We start from the raw sequence: 18884 nt of genomic DNA on the forward strand, positions 1-18884 counted from the left end.
GACTGCCCTCGGACCGCGTCGGAGCCCGACCCGGAGCGAGCGCGGACTTGTCAAGATCCGTGCCCCGCGCCGCTGGAGGCCGCCTGCACCGCCGCTTTCACCGACCCTCGAGGTGGTGGTGCCCAGACCCGGGCCCACCGAATCACGTCTGCCTGCACTACGCCGTCGACGAACCCACGGCGAGATCCCATCGACGAGAAGAAGGAATCGTTCCTGGGAATGCGTGCGCGCTCCCTGTTCTGCAGAATAGCGGTGCGACGAACCTGGCCGACATTTGCTCCGTTGCATGGCCATGAATGCCCGACGCTCTCGTGAGAGACAAATATCGCATAAGAGCGTGTATCATATGGAAATTCGGGCGGTGCATCCTGGGGTTGAGGGGGGCTGTGTACGCCTCCTCATTGTTAGCCGCTACAGTTGCAGTGTGGATACTTTGGCTGAGCTCGATCGACGTCTTCGTACCTTTGACCCTTGGCTGCCGCCGTGGGTGGTGGCGACCATGATCGAGCACGGCCATCTTGACGAAGTTCGCTCCCAGGCACAGTCGGGCGACTGGTACTGCGCAGTGGGCTTGGCTCAGTTTCTTGCTGGGCGGGGCGAGCGCGATGGAGTCCTCGAAGTCATTGCCCCGTTCATTGAAATCGGCTGGTGGGAGGCGGTGGGCACAGCCGCCGACATTGTCGATAATTGGGGGTGTCGTGACGAGGCGATTGCGTTGGTCCGCCCGGCAGCGGAAGCCGGCGACCTCTCTGCGATTAAGCGGCTGGCGACGCTGTTGGCCGGCTTGGGTCACACCGATGAAATGATCACCCTGTTGCGTCCATACGCGGGGAACCAAGTATGCGGGCGAGCTTTGCTCAATTTGACCGCCGGGTGCGGCAGGGACGACATAGTGATGGCTTTGCTGCCTACCGTCCCTGCCGAGCCACGCTTCGGTGAGGCTCCGACCGTTGTGGGTTTGCCTGCTGCCGTACTGGAGCGGCAGGGACGGGTGGATGAGGCGCTGGCCCTGCTGGATACGCGCATTTACCACCCCAACGGCGCATCGGCTAACGTGATCGAACAGTATGCCGACATCTTGGCACGTCACGATCGGCTGGCTGATTTGCGAGAATTCGCTGCCGGGGCCGGTGGGCGAGATGCGTCCTACCGTCTGGCTGATTTGCTGGAGGAGCGAGGTCATGTGGACGCCGCCGCCGACGTCTTGCGGCCGTTCGCGGCAGCCGGTTCGCCGGATGCCACAGTGGGATTGGCGGACATGTTGATCCGAAACGATCGTTTCGACGAGGCGGTTCTGGTGCTGCGCTCTGCGTCGGGGGCGGCGGCCGGTGACGAATGGGTTCTGAAATCTCTGCTGACATTGTTGACGGAGCACGGGCGGACCGAGGAGGCCTTTGCGATTGTCGACGATATTGCCGCGCGAAGCGGGGGCATGTCGGCCGAACTGTTCTTCGAACGCGTTTGGTTGCTTTCTCGCTGCGGCCGTGCTGAGCAAGCCATCATCGAACTACGTGCCCGGCCCGATGCCGACACCCGGAACATGAAGTTTCGTCTGGCCGACCTCTTGGCTGATACCGGGTGCCTCGAAGAAGCTATTGCGATGCTGACACCGACCACCGGAATGGATGTCGCCGTATTGGCGGATCTGCTGATCCGTGGAGGACGGGTCAAGGACGCCATAGCGGCCTGGCATGAGCGCGACACCACCCCTGCCTTTGAGAACCCTTGGGCAGTGTGAGTTGCGCCGTCGTGACCGGTCTTTCAGAGGGATCGCATCGCACGACGTGGTGTCGACATGGTGAGCCTGCCGCTCGCCGTCTGGGACACCGCAGCAAGCGTCTCCGAGAACGCCAGTGGTACCCACCCGCTCTCTGCCATTGCCACCGCGCCCCCCGAACCTGACGCCGCCCCCTGCGCCGGACGCCCCACCCAGAGTCGGAGTTCGTGTCCTCGTTGAGGAATTCGTCGCCGTTGTCGAGGCCGAGTGACTCTCCACACCGGTATCGTCGTGTGCCGCCGCGCCTGTCGGCGGCGTCGATGCCCCGCCGGCGATCCGCACGCTTGAGGGCGGACCGCAGTTGGGCGAGGCTCAGTCCCGCTGCTCTGGTCGGGGTCGGGGTGATGGTGAGGACGGCCCGTGCATCCGCTGATGAGACACCTCACGGTGTTTGCGGGTCAAGCTGCGGCCGGGATTTCGGTTGGGAACGCGGTCTGTTCGTCGAACAGTTCGTGTCGCTGGAGGCAGTGGTAGAGCTGTCCGAGCATGCCGTTGAAGAGGTTGCGTTGGGCGGCGGCGTGCCAGTTTGCCGATCACCACCGCGGGCGAGCGCACGATCGCGACGACCGCGCGAACCGTGGTCCCCGACCACCCAGTCGGCGGCGATCAACGCGGCCTGCCAGCCCTCCTGCGGCGCGATGGTCAGCAACCCGGCGTCCATGGCGAGCGCCAGGTGGCCGTCCACGTTCCAGGGGCTGTGCCGCGCCCACACGTTCGGATGCAGCACCACCGCCACGGCGAACTCGTCCGCCGGCAGCTCGCGCACCAACCGCAGGGGCAGATCGGGATGTCGCCCCAGCAGCGAGTGCTCGCTCCACGTGGAGGACACCACGACGAGCCGGCGACCGTGCGTGGCGCCCAACAGTCGCCGGTACCGCTCCCGCCTCGGCAGGCTCGCCGTGATCCGGTCGAAACACGGATCACCGACCACCACGGCGTACTCCAAGGCCTCCGGGCAGGTCTCGCGAAGGCGTTCTCGCTGCTCCTCGTGCGACAACCCGATGACGGCGGGAAACACCCGACCCTCGTGGGTCAACTCGCGTCGCGACAACCCGGCGGGCGACGTCAGGTCATCCGTGGACTGCTGGACCAGGCGGTTGTAGCCGGCGCCGTGTGGCATCACCACGAGCGGGGCGTCCAGGTGACGCATCTCCGGGTGTATCGCGGCGGCCACGGCCAACCGGAAAGGACGTCTCGTCGCCTCCTCCCAGGACAGGACACGCGCGCCCAGGGAACGCAGGTGCCCCGCCAGCCCCGCGGCGAACGCCGATCCGGGATTGATGGTGAAGGAGACGCTGATCCCGTCCTCGGGACGCAATAAGGGGAGAACGTCCAGCAGACGCGTGGCCGACGTCAACGTACGTGCGACGGCGAGGACTTCGGCCTTGGCCCGCAAGGTGTCCCAGCGGGAGACTTCCGGCCTGTCGGATAACAGCAAGGTCGCTCCGGGCGAGTGTGCGCATGACGAGGGGAGACCTTATGCTAACGAATTCCTGCCCCTCTCGCACCCGAATGCAAAATGTCGAATTTCCCGATCCAACTCACGCGGAAACGACACGGAGCAAATTCGTGCACGTCCTCGAAATTTCCGACCGTCATGCGAGAACGCGGTCTCGCGACGTGGATTCGGGTCTCGCGACAAGGGCTCCGGCGAATTCCCGGCTCACACCATTACTCGCCCCGAAACCCGCATCCACACGCACGTGAACCGGCCCGCCGAGGGGCCGGGCCGATTACGCGCCGTGCGGAGAGCGCGGACGGCTGGCCCGGTGACCCGCGCCGATCGCGGGCACCCGATCGGCGCACCGACCCCGCCCGCCATACTGGGGCCGACGACCGGAAGGATCGACCGACATGCCCGAAGACCCGATCGGGCGGAACGAGCTCGCCGCGCTCACCCGACTCGTCGAGGCCGCCCAGGCCCGGAACAATCGCGAGTTCGGCATCGTCAAGAGCGAGCCGGCGAGCCTCCAACTCGAGGTCGGCAACGTCGACCGGAAGATCGACGCGCTCACCGCGGAGGTCTACAGCGGAAACGCCCGCATCATCGAACTCCTGGCCGGCCTCATCGCCCAGGGCAAGCACCCCGACGCCGGCTGAACCCCGCGGCACAAGTCGCCACCGGACGCCGGGAATGATCCGCCGGCGCCTCAGGTTGTGATCGGCGTCGGTGAGGGTGTGCCCCCGGGCCCAACCATTGCCTCCGTGGAATACCGGTCCGGCCGGAGCCACGGTGTGCCTTCCGCCGTGAGGCGGCCACCCTCACCGACCCTCGACGTTTTACGGCACCACCCCCGGGGCGGTGCCGTACTGTACGGGACGATCACGGCGGACGTCCGCGAACGCGCCGCCGGACGGACGAACGGCGGACGGCATGAGCGAGGTCTGGCGAGGGCTGCAGCCCCTGCGCGTGGCACCCGGCTGGCGGATCGACATCAACAGCCTCTACGCCGTGGACCCTTCACCGGAGACCATCGAGTGGTTCTACGGCTCCGCGCTGGTGAGCGGCCACCGGGTGCACGACGGGCTCTGCTTCGACGCGCGCTGGGAGCCGGAGGGCGATCCCAAGGGGGCCTACGGCGACGACTTCCTCCGGCTCGCCGGATTCGGACGGAAGGGACGGAGCGCCCGCGAGCCCACCCTTCTCGGCACCTGGACCACCAGGAGCCGGACCGCGCTCGTGACGGCCCTGGAGGAGTTCATGTTCACCGGGAACCTCCCCGCCGGCCACACCGCTCCGCCGCCGTTCCCGAACCATCACGATTGACTACCTGACTTCGGCTGGGCCGACGGGGCCGCACCCCTGTCGTGACGGTCGGCGGCCGGCGCTCGGGACGTCTGTCGGTGGCCGGGCTGATCGCCATGCGGCCCGGCTCCCGTACCCGGCTGTGCCACCGTCTGCGATCCCATCCCGCAGGCAGAGGCAAGCGCCGCAGCATGGGCGAGCGCGACTTCATCGCGCCGATCGACGGCGTCCACCAGCTGGTCAAGGCGCCGATCGTGCTGGTCTGGGACCGTCTGAACACCCACGTCTCCCACGCCATGCGGGACTTGATCGCCGAACGTGCCCGGCTGACGGTGTGCCTGCGGCCCGCCTACTTGCCGGACCTCAACCCCGTGGAGTGGGTCCGGGCACACGTCAGGCGCAGCCCGGCCAACCTCGCCGTGGTCGCCCTCGACCGCAACCTGCTCAAACGCCTGCAGTACCGGCCCGAGACCCTCGACGGCTTCATAGCCGGCACCGGCCTGACCCTCGACACCCCAACGTCACCCTGACACGCCGAAGTCAGTAATGGGGCGACCCGTTTGGCCAGGTCACGGCCTCGCCGGCTACGCCGGAGATATCCCAGACTCGCCCACCTGCGGGTGTAAACAGACGGTGGTGCTCCCAACCCGGGGCCTCGGCAACGCCTTTCGGTTCGCTTCCCCGTCATCGACGTCTCCACCCTGGGGCCCGAAACCGAGTCCTTCTTCCCTCCCACCGGTCCCGTGTCACGCCGCCGCATGTCCTCGTTGAGGCCGACATGACCACCACCGACGGCGACCTGCTCGCCGGGCTCCTCGCCGCGAAGCAACTCGACATCGGCATCGTCTGGCACTGCGAGAGCTGCCCCATGCAGGGTCGCCGCATCCACCAACACATCGACGCCGCCCGTCACGACGCCGCCGAACACGCCATCGGCCACCACCGCGACGCCTTCGCCCTCACTCACCGGCATCACCCTGGGCCTGGTGGGCGACCGGGAGCGCCAGGTGCGCCTGACGTCCGAGCGGGACGCCGACGTGCTCCCGGTCCCGCCCTTGGAACCGTGGTACGCCGACCCGCTCTCCCCGCTCCGACTCGAACTCGTCTGCGACGCCGTCGACTGCGCCCCGGACTCGCGCCACCGACGCCGCCGCAAGGAAGCCGCCATCGACGAGACCAGCGAAGGCAACATCGGATTCATGTAAAATCCGAGTACGATCCAGGTCGAATGCAAGTCTGATTCATGGTAGGATCGAGGGTAGGAGGTGGAACATGTCCGACTCGCTCTTCGATGCGGTGGACGCTCTGCTGGCACAGGCCCAAAGCGATCTCCCGCCCCCCGCCGAACGCGTCCGGCTGCGCAAGGCCGCCGGCTTCACCCAGCAGCAGGTCGCCGACGCGCTGGGCGTCACCCGCGTGACGGTCGTGGGCTGGGAAGCCGGCCGCACCGAACCCCGACCGCCCCAACGCCCCGCCTACGCCCGACTCCTCGAGGGCCTCGCCGAGCGCTACCCCACACTCGACCCGGCCGCTGACGCCATCGGGACCGGGACCGTCGAGTCGACGCGGATCGAACCCGCCGTCGACGAGCCCGGCCCGACGACCCCCGAACCGGAAGCGCAGTCGGCCGCCCAAGCGCCCGACCCGACGGCCACCTTGGCCGCCGTGGCCACCGGGCCGGTCGTCACGGCGGCCGCGCCCTGGACCCGCACACCGACCACGCCTCCCGCAGCCGCTGCGCCCGCAGCCGCGCCGAAGTCGCCGCGAGCGGCATCGGTGGACCGCCGCGCCCCGGCCGGCGCGACGTCGCCGAGCAGGCCCGCCAAGGCGGGCGCGAAGACCGAGGACGTCGACGTCGAGCCCGCGCGTTTCCCGGCGGGCCCGCTCGCGGTCCTGGACGTCGACACCGACACCACCACGCTCCTCGCGTACCTGGCCGACGGCACCGTGCTGCCCTGCCCGGCGAAAACGTTGCTCACCGTGGTGACCTGGGCTCTGGACGCGGGCCTGGGGGCGGAGCGTCTGCACCGCGCCAGCCGCGACGCCGACCCCTTGGTCGTCGTCACCGCCGCCGCAGCCGCGCGGCTGCGCCTGCCGGCCGAGCTGGACGACCGCAAGCACCTGCGGCTGACCGAGTCCCACCCCGTCGTCAAGCAGCTCCTCAAGCCCGGCTGGAAGCTCACCAAGCGCGGCTTCGGGTCCTGGACCAAGGTCTACAAGCCCGTCGACGGCGGCCGCCGTCAGTGCGTGCAGTTCGCGTTCCTGGGCTGGGACGCCCTCGACACCCGCTCCTGGGCCGACGCCGCCACCCTCCCCGCACCCGAACTCGCCGCACTGCTCGGCGCGTACGCCACCCGCGTGGTCACCCCCCGCGGCTCCACCGCCGCCGCCGGCCTCGCCCTGATGACCGAGCTGCGCCCGCCCACCCAGGCCGTCAAGGACGAAGCCACCGGGACCTGGCGCTCCGGCCCCGTTCCCGGCTCGCTCCTCGAGGCGGTGGACCCGGCGCCGCCAGAGGCGGTCTCGGAGCACCCGATTGCGCAGAACCGCGACGAACGCGACGTCCTGGTCGAGGAGGCGTACGTGTGGTCGCGCGAGCTCCACGCCGTCACGGACGACGAGGGCGAAGCCCCCTGGGCCATCGGCCTGGACGTCAACGCAGCTTTCCTCGCCGCCGCGTCCCGCCTCCCGGTGGGCATCGGCGCCCCCGTCCACGTCACCGCGCCCCGGTTCGACCCGAAGATGCCGGGTTGCTGGTACGTCGACCTCTCCGCCATCCGGGTCGACCCGCGCCTGCCGTCCCCGTTCACCCCGAACGGGATCGCCCCGACCGGGCCCGGCTGGTACGCCACCCCCACCGTCGCCTACGCCGCCGAACTCGGCGCCGTCGTCCAGCCGTTCGAGGCGTGGATCCGGCCGGAGAACGGTCCCTACCTCGACCCCTGGTACACCCGCCTGCGCGAGGCCTACATGACCACCATGGCCCGCCTCGGTGTCACCCCCGACCTCAACGACCAGGCGTTCCTGGAGGCCATGGCCGGCCACAAGCAGGTTGACCCCGCCGAGGCGATCGTGCTGGCCGCGATCAAGGCCACCGTCAAGGGCGGCATCGGCAAGCTCCGCGAACGCCCCCAGGGCGCCGCACACCACGGCCGCGGAGAACGCTGGGCCGCCCTCGAACGCCCCACCTGGCGCCCGGACATCCGTGCTGCGGTCATCTCGACGGCCCGGGTCGGTATGCACCGCAAGATGCGCAAGTTCGCCGCCGCCACCGGGCTGTACCCGCTCGGGATCCTCTCCGACTGCGTCGTCTACGCATCCCCCGGACCCTCCCCCCTCGACATCCTCCCGCCCACCGTCCCCGGACAGGCGGTCAAGACCGGCTTCCGCCTGGGCGCCGGCCCCGGCCTGGTCAAGCACGAGGGCACCCAGACCATGGAATGGGTCCTCCAGGGCCTGGCCAACAACCCGCCCGTCAACCCGGCCCGCCACATCAAGGGCGTCGACGCCGTCGCCGAAGGCGAATAGGAGACCGCCGTGGGCAAGATCGGCGACGGCCTGGACCAGGCCGCCCAGCACGTCCTCACCCGGAAACCACCGCAGTCGACGAAGGCCCGCATCAGATTCCTGCTCAGCAAGAACCGCGGCAGCACCCGGAAAGTCGCCGAACGCCTCGGGGTGAGCCAGCGCTCCGTCGAGCGCTACCTCAAGGGCGACCGCAAGAACCCGCCCCGCCCCGTCAACGCGAAGATCGACGCCGAGGTCCGCCGGCTGTGGCAACCCCAGGTCCGCCGCCGGGTCGAACAACGCGCGGCCGCCACCGGCGGCGTCATCGTCGAGACCCGCGCAAGGTTCGGGTTCTCCTCGGCGGCCGGGTCGACCGACGACCCCCGGATGCGCCGCATCACGCAACCGCTGTCACCCACCCACGCCCAGGAACTATTCGACGCGCACCACGCCGGCGCCTCCGAACGCGACTTGGAGCGCATCGTTGCCGCGGGCCTCCAGATGTCGTACTTCCAAGAGGGCGGGACCCGGGCCGATGATCTGGAGGCCGTCGAGCTCACCGACATCGACTACGTCGAGTTCGACATCCGTGGCTGACGCAGACGCGCCGAAGCGCGGGTGGCGCTGTCCGCACCATGCCCGGGCTTCGCTCGTGAACGGTCAGACGTCTTTGCCACGTGTGATTCGGCGGACGCTGTACAGCGTGGTGAGCAATGCCAGGATGCTCATGGTCGCGGTCATGGCGGACACCACGTCGCGGCTCTGATTGAAGAAGACGAAAACGATGGGTGTGACCGCCACCACGACGCCCGCGAAGGCTCGTTTGGCAAGGCGGGCGCGGCCCGTGGAGCTGGAGGCCCGCCGGAAGGTGCGCACCGCAGGGCGTGGACGGGGTTCTCTTGCCGCGCGCCCGGTCCTGCGTCCACCGCCGAAGGCCAGGCCCAGGGCGTATCCGAGTCCCCGGCGGTAGCGGCTCCAACGTCCTGCACCCTCGCGGGTCAGCAGTTCGTGGAGCTCGGGGACCCACACTTCCCCGTACCAGTACCGCTGGTCACGTGGCATCGAGATCCTGGCCACGCGCAACAGCACGAACGGCAGGCTCCTGCCGGTCCTCTTGGTCGCCACCTTGAGCACTTCGATGGCCACACACACGACGATGCCGACGACGATCCCCACGACCCACTCGGGTTTGGTCGCCCCGAGGAACGCGGGACCCCCGCCCTGGGACGCGACGAACACGGCATCCCATCCGTCCTGCGCCCGGTTCATGTGATGGGTACTCCAATCCTGTTCGCGCCGCCCGAGGAGATCCCGAGCGGCGAACCGACGCGCGGTTCACGCGAGTTCGCGAGAGGCGTCGACGGGACAGGGGAAGCGGTCATCCGTGTTCCCCCTTGACCTGTGCTCCCGGGAGCCAGATCCCCGGCGACGGCGCCGGGGCCCGGGTGAGTTCGTGGAGTTCCGCCAGGGCCTGGCGGGCGGCCTGGAGGCCCTCGCCGGTCATGGTGTAGTGGCGGCGGGCCGGCCGCCCCTCCTTCTTGGGGTCGATGTCCTCGGTGGAACCGACGATCCAATGGGCCTTCTCCAGACGGGCGAGGATCGGGTACAGCGATCCACTCGCCAGGCGTGCGGCGCGCATGATCTCCATGCCGTACCGCGGCTGCTGCGGGTCCTCTACAAAGACGCGAAGGACCTTCGCCACGGTCGTGGTGACGTTGACCCTCACGCTGTCCCTCCTTCTGAGCGTGAAATGAGCATTTATATCCCCTATGTCGACCGCCCGAGTTTCCTCCCAGTAGAAACCAGGCCGTGTAGCTACTCTACATAGGTCTATCGATTGTCTACATAGGGTCGTGGAAGGCCGCGCTGGCGAACTGTGCTCGTCGAGCGTCGACCTCGATTACGTCGAGCTCGATCTCCACAGCCGACATCCGAAGCCCTGCGTGGCTGTGACGTTGTCTTTTGTGCACGCAACCTCCGTCGACGACGCCGACAAGGACCCGAGGCCCCATGGCCCGCCGGTGACGCGCGACCGTGCCCCGACCCGGCCGGGGCCTTGCCGGGGACGGTTCGGCGTACGCGGGCCCACAGACGACCGCCGGGAGGCAGCTGTGAGGAGCTGTGAGGCCCGGCGGCCAAGGCGGCGCCGACGCGCGGAAGTGCTTCGGTCCGCTTATGCGTGGGCCACCCACGTACCGGTGCCCCGCGTGTTGGCCATGGCACGCTCATGCGCTGGAAATCAAGCCCGCCCACTCTTTCTGGTGGGGAATGCCGCCCGCGTCCGCGAGCGGCCGCGCAGCGGGCGACCTTGTTATGCAAGGTGGCGCGGGCTTCGGTCCGATGGTCTCGAGGATGGCCCCGGCCCGGGTGGAGCCGTCGTTCGTCTGGAGCATGCCCTCGGTAGCGTCGTTGGAGGAGCGGTGTGTTGGCTGGCCCCGGCTCTCGGGGCACACGAGCCTTGATCGTGGTACGGCGTCGAGGTCGAGCAGCCGAGGCCAGCGAAGTGACGAAGGCGAGGACCAACCATCGGCGAGGTGGACGGCGCACGCCTGTGAGTGGTTGTTGGTTGTGGGGTGGTGTGGGGTGGTGTGGGGGGTATGGGGTGGGGTTTCGCAGTTGTGTCGGAATGTTTTCGGGGGTGTAGGGCCGGCGGGGTGGGTTTTCGGGGTGTGGGGTGGGGTGTTCGGGTATGGCTCGGTGGTATGCCTGGGCTGGGGTTTTCGCACTTGTAATGGGTTTCGCGGGTGTTGTGGGATGCGTTGAGATTTTGTGCGGTTCGAATGGGGATGCCTCAGGGCGCAGCGGTTGCCGGCCTTGTTTTGCGGGTGGTCCCAGGGCTCGGCCCGCGGGGGTGGGGTTTTCGGGGTCGGGTGTGGTGGCGGGTCCAGGACCACAGGAGGTCGTCGGGGCCGGGCGTGAGGCGGCCGAGTCCGAGTGTGTGGGCGGTGTGTTCGAGGAAAGCGCCCGCGGCCGGGTGTCGGTCGGGTCGGGGTGTCGCCGGTAGGCGTGTGCGGGCCAGGGCGCGGGCGAGGGTGACCGTTTCGGGATACACGATCACGGGCCGGGCGGTGGGTTCCCGGGAACTTCCTTCCGCAGCCGCGTGGTCGGGGTTGGAGGCGCCCAGGCGGTGTCCTCGTGCCCGCCACCGGCCGGTGAGGTACAGCTCGTGGTCGTTGCCGGCGCGTGACGATCGCCTGTGCCCACGTGTAGGCGTTGTTCGCGTTCGGCCGGCGCAGGAGCCGCCGGTGGCTTTTGTACACGTCGGCGAGTTCGGGCAGGCTCCGGGTGTCCAGGAGTCGCGGTCGGGGCCCGTTGGTGCTCCAACACGCGTGCCGTGGGCACCACACGCGGTGGGTGGGCAGGTACGCGCGTGCGCGTGCGGTGGTGCCCGCGGTGTGGCGCAGGGTGCACCACGGGCACGCCCACGAGGGTTGTTCGTACGGGCCTGGGCGGTGCCACGCGGCGATGCCGGCCCCGGTCGCCCCGACGGCGTCCGGTGTTCGGGCCGGGTACCCGTCCCGGGGCCGTTCGAGGTGGGGGAGCGCTCGTGCGAGGTGGTGTTGGGGGACTCGGGTGAGGACGGCGAGTCGGTGTCGTGCCGCGTCGTCGAGGTGGATCTCGGTCGTGTCGCGGTCGTCGGCGCCCCGCGCGCCCGTGGTGGTGATGCCGATGCCGTCCGGCAACTCGGGCACGCTCTGCCGATACGTCGCCGCGAAGCGGCCGACCCAGGAGGCGGTGGACTCGTGGGGCAGGGGAGCCACACGAAACGCGCCCGGTCGCGTGTCGGTCCGGTCCCGCGACGCGGGTTCGGCGGCCGGTCCCCGCAGGTCGCCGTGTCTCGGGAGTCCGCCCGATCCCGATCCCGACTCTGCTCCCGCTCCCGGGAGCGGACCGGTCCCGGTCGCCTTCACGTGTCGTGTCGGCGTGTTCGGCCACCGGCCCGTGTGCGTCCGGTGACCCGAGGGCGGTAGTGGTCCTCGGCGGTGTGGTCCAGGACGATGGCCTCGAGGCCGCCTTTGGTGATCTTCTCGGTGCCGTCGAGGATCGCCGCGATCGCGGCTTGGCGGATGAGCCGGGCGAGGCTGCCGATGCGTCCGCCGGTGCGGGCGCGGGGGATACGACGCCGTGCGGGGGAGTGTCCCCGCGCGGTGTTCCCGCAGGTCCGGACAGGTTTCCATCGCCGCGACCAGGTCACGGAACGGCGTCCGCCCGCCCCCGCCGGCGAGGGGGACCGGCCCGCAGTCGACGACCGTGGCGCGCCCGGCGAGTTGCGCCCCACGCACACCCCCGAACAACGGAGTCGCCGTCACGTCGATGCCCGCGAACACGAACGTCGCCCCGATGCGCTCCGTCAGGTCCTTCAACAGGTCGACGGCCTCCGCCCCCGTCGTGGTGCGCGGGTTGAGGCGGTGGATCTCGTCGATCGCCACCAGCCTCACCCCCGCCTTCCGATAGGTGTGGCACACCGCGTCGACGATCTGCGTCTGAGTCATGCGAGCCGTGACCGGGACCCCGAGAAACCGGGCGAACTCGCCGGCAAGGGCCTTCGCGCTCGCGCCGGGCGGGACCAGGACGTACGCCACCGGCACCCACCCCTCCACCCCCCGGCCGCGTCGGGCGGCCTCCGCGAGGTGGCACGCCCGTCCGACCTGCAGCAGCGCGGTGGTCTTGCCGGTGGTCGGCGGCCCGGTGACGATCACACAGGGCCGGGCGCCGGTGTCCTGGTGGCGGCCCGGGATCATCAGGGTGCGCACCGTCCGCGAGATCGCGTCGATCGTCGGGGTGCGCACGACCGCGAACCGCGAGTGATACGCCAGGCGTTCCTCCATCCCGCGCTCGGCCGCGCCCGCTTCGGGCGGTGTGACGGGCGGCCGGTCGACGAAGTCCCGGAAGCCGTCCCACGTCACGGGCGACGGCCACCGGCCCTCCGCCGCCTCCGCGCCGGTCACCACGACTCGGCCTCGGCGTGCGCGTCGTACAACCCGAACCCGCCCGCTCCTCCAAACGCCCCACCCGGCTCCGTCTCCGACTCGGAGTCCGCGTCCTCGTCGAGGAACCCGCCGCCGCCGTCGTCGAGGTCGTCCAGACTCTCCACACCGGCACCGTCGGCTGCCGCCGCGCCCGGTGCCCGCCCCGGGAAGGCGAATCCCGTGACACTCTCCGAGTTCGCGGCATGCCCGTCACGTCCCGCGACCGCCTGCCCCACGACGCGGTGCGCCCCGCCGGCCGCCCGATCCGACGCTGCGCCCTCGCGTTCACGGCTCCGGCCGCGGGCGGGCCCCGCGGCGGGGCGGACCTCGCGCAGGAGCGCCGCGAGGGCGTCGGCGAGGTCGGCTTCGTGCCGCTCGCGGTCCCCGCGTCGTTCGACGTTCTCCCTCACGTGCCTCCACGCGTGGACGTCGAACGGGTGGTGGGCGTGGTCGCGGTGGATCCACGGCACCTCGGTGAGATCTCCGTCGGGCAGGCGTACCCACACCCGGCGGCCGTCGTGGGGGTTGTGGTGGACCTCCCACTTCCCTCCTCGGGCGACGATCCCGGAGGACTGCCCCCGAAAAGGACCCAACAGGCCGCAGTCGTAAGTGCGATGGTCGATACGGATCCCGCGTCCGCCGACGGCCTGCCATCGCACCGGCAGCAGTTCGAGGCAGTCGCCGCCGGTCAGCGGTACCGGCACATACCCGGCGACCGCGACGAGCGCGGCCCACATCCGGTTCGGCGTCAACGCGACCTTCGGCATCACCGGATGCCGCAGCCCTTCGTGGGGGCGGTGGTGCCAGTGCAAGAGCCACTCGTCGAGCAGGTCCTGGAGTCGGGCGACGCCGAGGCACGCCTCGTGCCCGGCGTTCCTGCCACGGCGGAAGGTGTCGGCAGAACAGGGAGTCGATCGACCCGAAGGTGCGCTCCACGATGCCCTTCGCTGTCGGCGCGAACGGCGGGGCCGGGTGCACGCTGATCCCGAGCGTCTCGCACGCCGCGGTGAACGCCCCCGACAGGAAGACCTTTCCCCGGTCCACGACGATCGTCTCCGGAACCACGACCGGCCGCGCCTTGAGGCGTTCGTCCATCGTCATCAGCCGTTCGCGCGAGAGCAGCCGGGCGTGGGCGAAGCGCAGCGCGTCGGGCCACCCGGGCCGCATCGGGTGCGGCACCGCCATTTCCGCGAGCAGCAGCGCCGCGTCGCCGCATGGCCCGAGCCTTCGACGACCTCGCCGACGATCTGGAGCGAGGGATGTGGCCTCGACCCTCCTGTACCGCAGAGGAGATGGCACTTCATCTCGCGATCGAGGACGCACCCTCCTATCTGGACGACATCGACGAGTCGGACGACGCTCACGGTCGCTTGCCCGAGCACGAGGACGACTACGACTGGGACATGTGCTCGGACCTGTTCTTCCAGGACCATGACGTCCTCATGCTCTTCAACGCCCGCTTCGACGGCATCGAGGATCCTGCGGGCGAGGTGAACCAACATCTCCGCATCGGAGACCTTCGCCGGAACAACTGGTTCGAGCCCTTCGGGAACACCCCGGTGCGCGACCCCGGCCGCGGCTTCCGACGCTGAGACCTCCCGCAGCGCCGATGTGAGGGCGCGGGATGTGGCCGGCAGGGGCGATGTCAGGGGTGAACGGGCCATTCGAGACGGCGTCGCGGTCGGTGAACGAGGTGGAGGCCACGTCGGCGCCCCGGTTGTGCGGGTGGTCCAAGGCGTCGGTCGCGGTATTCGCGTGGTTCACCATCAGCCGAACGAGTACGACCTCGTGCCCGTCGGCGTCCGCCCCGGGTGTGCGCATGGATGCTCCCGGAACGGCGCCAAGCGCCGGGCGGTTCGGCGAGGGGACGTTTCCCGGGGGCTGTCCGCACGTAGGCGGGCGGTGCGGAAGGAGTGCTTGCCCGAGACTACGACCGGACCGGCTCCACCGGTGGGGCCTCGCGCCCACGCCCGCCCGGCCCGGGCAGGAGGGGTGCCTCGGTGACGGCGGACGACAGGGTCGGTTTCGAGGCCGAGTCGGAGGTGGTCGGTGAGCCGGATCCAAGCCGCCGGGACAGCGGGTTCGCGGCATGGCGGCGGTGTCCGCGGAGCCTGTGGGTTCCGTGATCGTGTTCGACGGGTGAAGTGGCGTGTGCCGGCGGACGACGAGCGGCGGACCCGGATGCCGGAGCCGTTCGTAAGGGTGGGGCCACTGCGCTTCGGGATGGGCCCCGACAAGTTGGCGGCCGCGATGAGCGAGGTCACGACGGAAACCGAGCGGTACAGACGCAGTCGTCCGGCGGATGCGAACGTCTACACGATCGAGGAGGGCCGGTATCCGGAGTTCGGTCTGCACCTGTAGTACTGGGGTGAGCGGCTCGCGGGTGTCGTGGTCGACGCCTGGTGCGGATTACAAGTCCTCGCGGGCGGTACGGCGTTGGTCGGCCGTGTGCCCTCCGTTCTGGAGCGGTGGATGATCGACCGTGCCGAGTCCCGCCCGCCCTGTACCGAACTCCCTGCGGACGGGAGCGGGTCGGATGCAGGCGCGTAGCACGCTCCGCAACGCTCCTTCCCTCACGTCGGGAGTCGGACGGATTTCGTACGCGTGATGGTTGACGTCGCGAATGAGGCAGCCCGCAGCCGTGGAAGGTGGGGCGTTCCGGCTGAATGGCCCCCGCAGGACACGAAGAGTCGATGTCGCAGGGGTTTGCAGGCTCGATGTAGCACATCTAGGATTGTGGCCCCGGGGTGCGACGGAGGGTCCCGTACGCGGAACGAAGGAGTGCCATGCTCGATGACGGCGATGCCGATTCCCGAGCCCCCGATCGGGGAGGCACACCCCCTTCGAGCAGTGCCGACACAGGACCCGCGAGCGCGCACGCCGTCGACACTCCATCGGCCGCGCGTGAGCGTCTGGTGTGGATGGACACAGGTGTGTGGCGACGGGCCCGCGCCCGCGCGGCCGACGACGCCCTGGACCTCACCCCGGTGCTCGAGGCCCTCCTGCACGCCTTCGCCGACGGCCGGGTGACGGTGACCCCACCCGCGGGCCGCTCCCTCGGCCCCACCCGTGACGGCACCCCCCGCAGGGGTTGCCGCACGGGCCCGCTGTCCCATCACGTGTGGTCACGAGCCGACCACCGGCGCGCGGCGGCGGGCGTGAAGTCCATGCCCGTCCTGTGCGAACTGCTCCTCGGCGGCTACGTCGACGGACACCTCACCACCACGTTGACCGCGACCGGCCACGTACCCCGCACCCATCGAGAGGACGACGCGGCATGAGCGAGCCCACCACACCCCTGCCCGACGGTGAACGCCTGCCCCGCCCCGAGCGCACCCCCGACGCCCTGCGCGTGGCCTTGGCCCGAATCGCCCCGCACCGCCTGCCCGAGATGGAACGCCAGAAGAACGAGGCCTTCCAACTCGCCGCCCAAACCTCCCACCTGGGACCGATCCAGGGGTGGCTGACGGTGTGGGCGGGCGAGGTCGAGGTCGAACGCCGCCCCGACCTCCTCGCCCGCCGCCACGCGGCCGAACAGACCCTGCAAACCCTGCAACGCCACGACCCCGCCTGGCAGGCCGCCCGCGCGGAACTCCTCGCCGTCCTCGCCGAGGCCCGCGAGGCCACCGCGTGACCTGGGCGTGGGAGTACGAACCCGACGAACCGTACGTGACCGCAGGCGCCCCACCGGTCCTGATCGTCCAAGTCGAGGAAAGGGCCGCCGAACTTGTCCGCGCCGCCGAGGCCCTGTACGTCCACGGCGAGGCCTACGAGGGAATGTCACCCCAAGGCGGCACCGCCCTTGTCGCGAACGGCATGTTCGTCTACCAGGCCGTCCCCCGCCACGAACGCGTCTATATCCTCCAAATCACCGCCTGGTAACACCCGCCACGGATCGTCCACCCACCCGAACCCCACACCCGGACCCGCGCCCGCGTCCCCACGCCGCCTGCGGACGACGGCGCCCATCCACGCGATCAAAGGCCCACCGTCCTCGACCGCGATCACCGACCCCAGCCACGGCCGCCCGACCCGTACCCCGAGCTCGCGGCAGAACGCCCCGTCCACCCGCAGCATCCGGGGCCGCCCGGCACCGCCGCCGCGCCACAACCGCTCCGCCATGCCCGGATCGAGCAGCGCGTCCGCGACCGCGACCACGTCCGGGAAGACGACCGCGTCCCGCCCGACCACCCGCCACCACTCGAAGTCGCCCCCCCGGCGTCCCCGCCCGCGACCGCGTGCAGCCGCCGCGGCCAGATCTCCTCCCACTCCCAGTGCAGCGCCGACTCCCACCACCGGCACACCACCGCCCACGCGACCCCGAACACCTCCCCGGGATCCACCCCGGCCCGCAACGCCCGCCGCGCCACACCCGCCCAACGCCGCCGCGCCGCCACCACCTCCGGCACCTCGCGCAACCCCAGATGCTCCGGCACCCCGTCGGCGTCCGCGTCCAGCCCCCACCGCGCGTGCCGCACACACACCCGCTCCCACCGCGTCGCATACCGAACCACACTCACCGACGCACCCGTACGCCGCGCCGCACACAGCCGACACCCGAACGCCACAGGCCCCACCACCACACCGCCCACCCGCCACAACCCCCGCGGCACCTCCTCGCTCGCCCCCCACCCGGCGGCTTCCTCCTCCCGACCCCAGGACGGCAACGCCCGCCCGAGCACCGCCTCCCCGACCCCACACAACTCCACCAACACCCGCCGCCCCGCCGCGTCCAGGACCACCTCCGCGTCCGCCCGCAACCCTCCACCCCGATGCCGGGGGCGGTGGTTGAGCCACCCCCAGCGCCCCGCCAGGGCATCGGCGTCCAACCCGTAACACCCCGCGACCCGGCTCACGAACGACCACGTCGTCTCACCCCCGACCGGAGCGACCCGAAACACCCCCACCGACACCACCCCCCTCGATCTCACTGCGAATCTCACACCCGCCGAACACGAACCCCCGGCCCGACACCGCCCCTCACCACCGCATGCCGAGTTCGGTGAGCAGCCGCACCCGTTCCTCGCTCAGCGATCCGCGTCGGGTGCGTTGGTTGTTGACCCATTTGCCGAGCCGCACCTCGACCCCGACGGCGGTGTCGCCCTCGCCCGTGCCGTCCTCGGGCCCGGCCGCGGTCTCTGTCGCCACGGTCTCGACGTGCGCCCGAGGCACTTCGAGGTCGCCTTCGCGTTCGCGGTAGGCGACGGCTGCGGCGAACGCCGTCTCCCACGCACCCCGACCGCGCCTCGACGCCCGGGCGGCCCCGACGCCCGCAGCCGTAACGCCCCCCGCCACGCCGTTCCCGGCACCGCATGCCCTCCCGCCGCGCCCATCCGCGCCACCGTCGCCGACAGCAACCGCCACGCCCTCCCCGACGCCGTTGTCACCGGCTTCGCCGCCACTCCCCGCCGCTGCGCCGCCACCGTCTTCCGGACGGATGCCGAGTTCGTGGAGTTGCTCGAGTTGTCCGGGCCGGAGCTTGGCCCGGACCGCGGGCCTGGCGTGCCGCTGCGCCCATCGGCCGATGTCTTCGCCGCCGGCGGTGTACCCGGGTACGAGTTCGTCGAGGGCCCCGCCGCGCCCGAGGAAGAGTCGGACCTCGTTGGCGGCGCGTTGCCAGGCGATCGTCCACCCGTCGGGTCGCCACCACGGGTCCAACTCCCTTAGCGCGTCGTCTCGTTCGGGATGTGCGTCCATCACGCCGTGGCGTCGTTGGTTCGCCAACCACTGACCCACTCTCACGCCGTCCTGGATGGCGTTTTGTGGCGCGGCGAGATGTCCGACGCGTTCGACATACCGTCGTGCGGTGGCGAGTCCGTCGTCGAAGGCGGCGTCGGGATGGGACCACACCATGCCGAGCATGACGAGGTTGCGCACGCGGTGT

The 18884-nt window shown here is 70.3% G+C and carries 17 protein-coding genes and 1 pseudogene; 11 read left to right on the plus strand and 7 right to left on the minus strand.

Annotated elements, in window-relative coordinates; genetic code table 11:
• Positions 1–424 precede the first annotated feature (424 nt).
• On the plus strand, positions 425–1738 hold the full coding sequence (locus ACH4U8_RS44460) for a tetratricopeptide repeat protein (protein ID WP_395784300.1): 1314 nt from the start codon (positions 425–427) through the stop codon (positions 1736–1738).
• A gap of 580 nt (positions 1739–2318) precedes the next feature.
• Here the strand turns inward: ACH4U8_RS44460 and ACH4U8_RS44465 are convergent.
• Positions 2319–3215 (minus strand): annotated as a pseudogene (locus tag ACH4U8_RS44465) (hypothetical protein); the annotation flags it as partial.
• A 416-nt stretch (positions 3216–3631) separates the two neighbouring features.
• Here ACH4U8_RS44465 and ACH4U8_RS44470 point away from each other — a divergent pair.
• From ACH4U8_RS44470 to tpg, 6 genes are all read left to right on the plus strand, one after another.
• Positions 3632–3877 carry a hypothetical protein gene (locus tag ACH4U8_RS44470; RefSeq protein ID WP_395784302.1) on the plus strand — a complete coding sequence of 82 codons (246 nt, stop codon included), beginning with the start codon at positions 3632–3634 and terminating at the stop codon, positions 3875–3877.
• Positions 3878–4151: 274 nt separating this feature from the next.
• Complete coding sequence (locus ACH4U8_RS44475) at positions 4152–4544, plus strand: hypothetical protein (RefSeq protein ID WP_395784304.1); 393 nt, start codon at positions 4152–4154, stop codon at positions 4542–4544.
• Between the two features lie 41 nt (positions 4545–4585).
• The gene (locus tag ACH4U8_RS44480) at positions 4586–5053 is read left to right on the plus strand and encodes a transposase (protein ID WP_395784306.1); all 468 of its coding nucleotides are present in this window, start codon (positions 4586–4588) and stop codon (positions 5051–5053) included.
• 456 nt (positions 5054–5509) lie between these two features.
• On the plus strand, positions 5510–5728 hold the full coding sequence (locus ACH4U8_RS44485; protein ID WP_395784308.1) for a hypothetical protein: 219 nt from the start codon (positions 5510–5512) through the stop codon (positions 5726–5728).
• A 67-nt stretch (positions 5729–5795) separates the two neighbouring features.
• Positions 5796–8051: a telomere-associated protein Tap gene (gene tap, locus ACH4U8_RS44490; RefSeq protein ID WP_395784310.1), complete on the plus strand. Its 2256-nt coding sequence runs from the start codon at positions 5796–5798 to the stop codon at positions 8049–8051.
• 9 nt (positions 8052–8060) lie between these two features.
• Positions 8061–8627 carry a telomere-protecting terminal protein Tpg gene (gene tpg / locus ACH4U8_RS44495; RefSeq protein ID WP_395784312.1) on the plus strand — a complete coding sequence of 189 codons (567 nt, stop codon included), beginning with the start codon at positions 8061–8063 and terminating at the stop codon, positions 8625–8627.
• A gap of 63 nt (positions 8628–8690) precedes the next feature.
• On the opposite strand, the gene ACH4U8_RS44500 is transcribed toward tpg, so the two are convergent.
• From ACH4U8_RS44500 to ACH4U8_RS44515, 4 genes are all read right to left on the minus strand, one after another.
• Positions 8691–9299 carry a hypothetical protein gene (locus tag ACH4U8_RS44500; RefSeq protein ID WP_395784314.1) on the minus strand — a complete coding sequence of 203 codons (609 nt, stop codon included), beginning with the start codon at positions 9297–9299 and terminating at the stop codon, positions 8691–8693.
• Positions 9300–9408: 109 nt separating this feature from the next.
• Complete coding sequence (locus ACH4U8_RS44505) at positions 9409–9756, minus strand: PadR family transcriptional regulator (protein ID WP_395784316.1); 348 nt, start codon at positions 9754–9756, stop codon at positions 9409–9411.
• Between the two features lie 499 nt (positions 9757–10255).
• Entirely contained in the window at positions 10256–12859 is a 2604-nt protein-coding gene (locus ACH4U8_RS44510) for a TniB family NTP-binding protein (RefSeq protein ID WP_395784342.1), read from the minus strand.
• Between the two features lie 116 nt (positions 12860–12975).
• Positions 12976–13812, minus strand: a complete 837-nt coding sequence (locus tag ACH4U8_RS44515; protein WP_395784318.1) for a hypothetical protein — start codon at positions 13810–13812, stop codon at positions 12976–12978.
• A gap of 480 nt (positions 13813–14292) precedes the next feature.
• On the opposite strand from ACH4U8_RS44515, the gene ACH4U8_RS44520 reads away from it, so the two are divergent.
• The 4 genes from ACH4U8_RS44520 (at position 14293) to ACH4U8_RS44535 (ending at position 16634) form a co-directional block, all read left to right on the plus strand.
• Positions 14293–14592 carry a hypothetical protein gene (locus ACH4U8_RS44520; protein ID WP_395784320.1) on the plus strand — a complete coding sequence of 100 codons (300 nt, stop codon included), beginning with the start codon at positions 14293–14295 and terminating at the stop codon, positions 14590–14592.
• Between the two features lie 547 nt (positions 14593–15139).
• Positions 15140–15361 carry a hypothetical protein gene (locus tag ACH4U8_RS44525; protein ID WP_395784322.1) on the plus strand — a complete coding sequence of 74 codons (222 nt, stop codon included), beginning with the start codon at positions 15140–15142 and terminating at the stop codon, positions 15359–15361.
• Between the two features lie 560 nt (positions 15362–15921).
• Positions 15922–16281, plus strand: coding sequence for a hypothetical protein (locus ACH4U8_RS44530; protein ID WP_395784324.1), 360 nt, complete (start codon positions 15922–15924; stop codon positions 16279–16281).
• Positions 16278–16634 carry a hypothetical protein gene (locus ACH4U8_RS44535; RefSeq protein ID WP_395784326.1) on the plus strand — a complete coding sequence of 119 codons (357 nt, stop codon included), beginning with the start codon at positions 16278–16280 and terminating at the stop codon, positions 16632–16634. The genes ACH4U8_RS44530 and ACH4U8_RS44535 overlap by 4 nt, the downstream gene beginning before the upstream one ends.
• A 146-nt stretch (positions 16635–16780) precedes the next feature.
• Here the strand turns inward: ACH4U8_RS44535 and ACH4U8_RS44540 are convergent, their stop codons facing one another.
• Both ACH4U8_RS44540 and ACH4U8_RS44545 read right to left on the minus strand, forming a co-directional pair.
• Positions 16781–17191 (minus strand): hypothetical protein, encoded by a 411-nt coding sequence (locus ACH4U8_RS44540; protein WP_395784328.1) that lies wholly within the window; start codon positions 17189–17191, stop codon positions 16781–16783.
• A 789-nt stretch (positions 17192–17980) separates the two neighbouring features.
• Positions 17981–18884, minus strand: a 904-nt coding sequence (locus ACH4U8_RS44545; protein WP_395784330.1) for a helicase associated domain-containing protein, incomplete at its 5' end; no start/stop codon positions are given.

Source organism: Embleya sp. NPDC020886 (genome assembly GCF_044333915.1).
Taxonomy (GTDB): Bacteria; Actinomycetota; Actinomycetes; order Streptomycetales; family Streptomycetaceae; genus Embleya.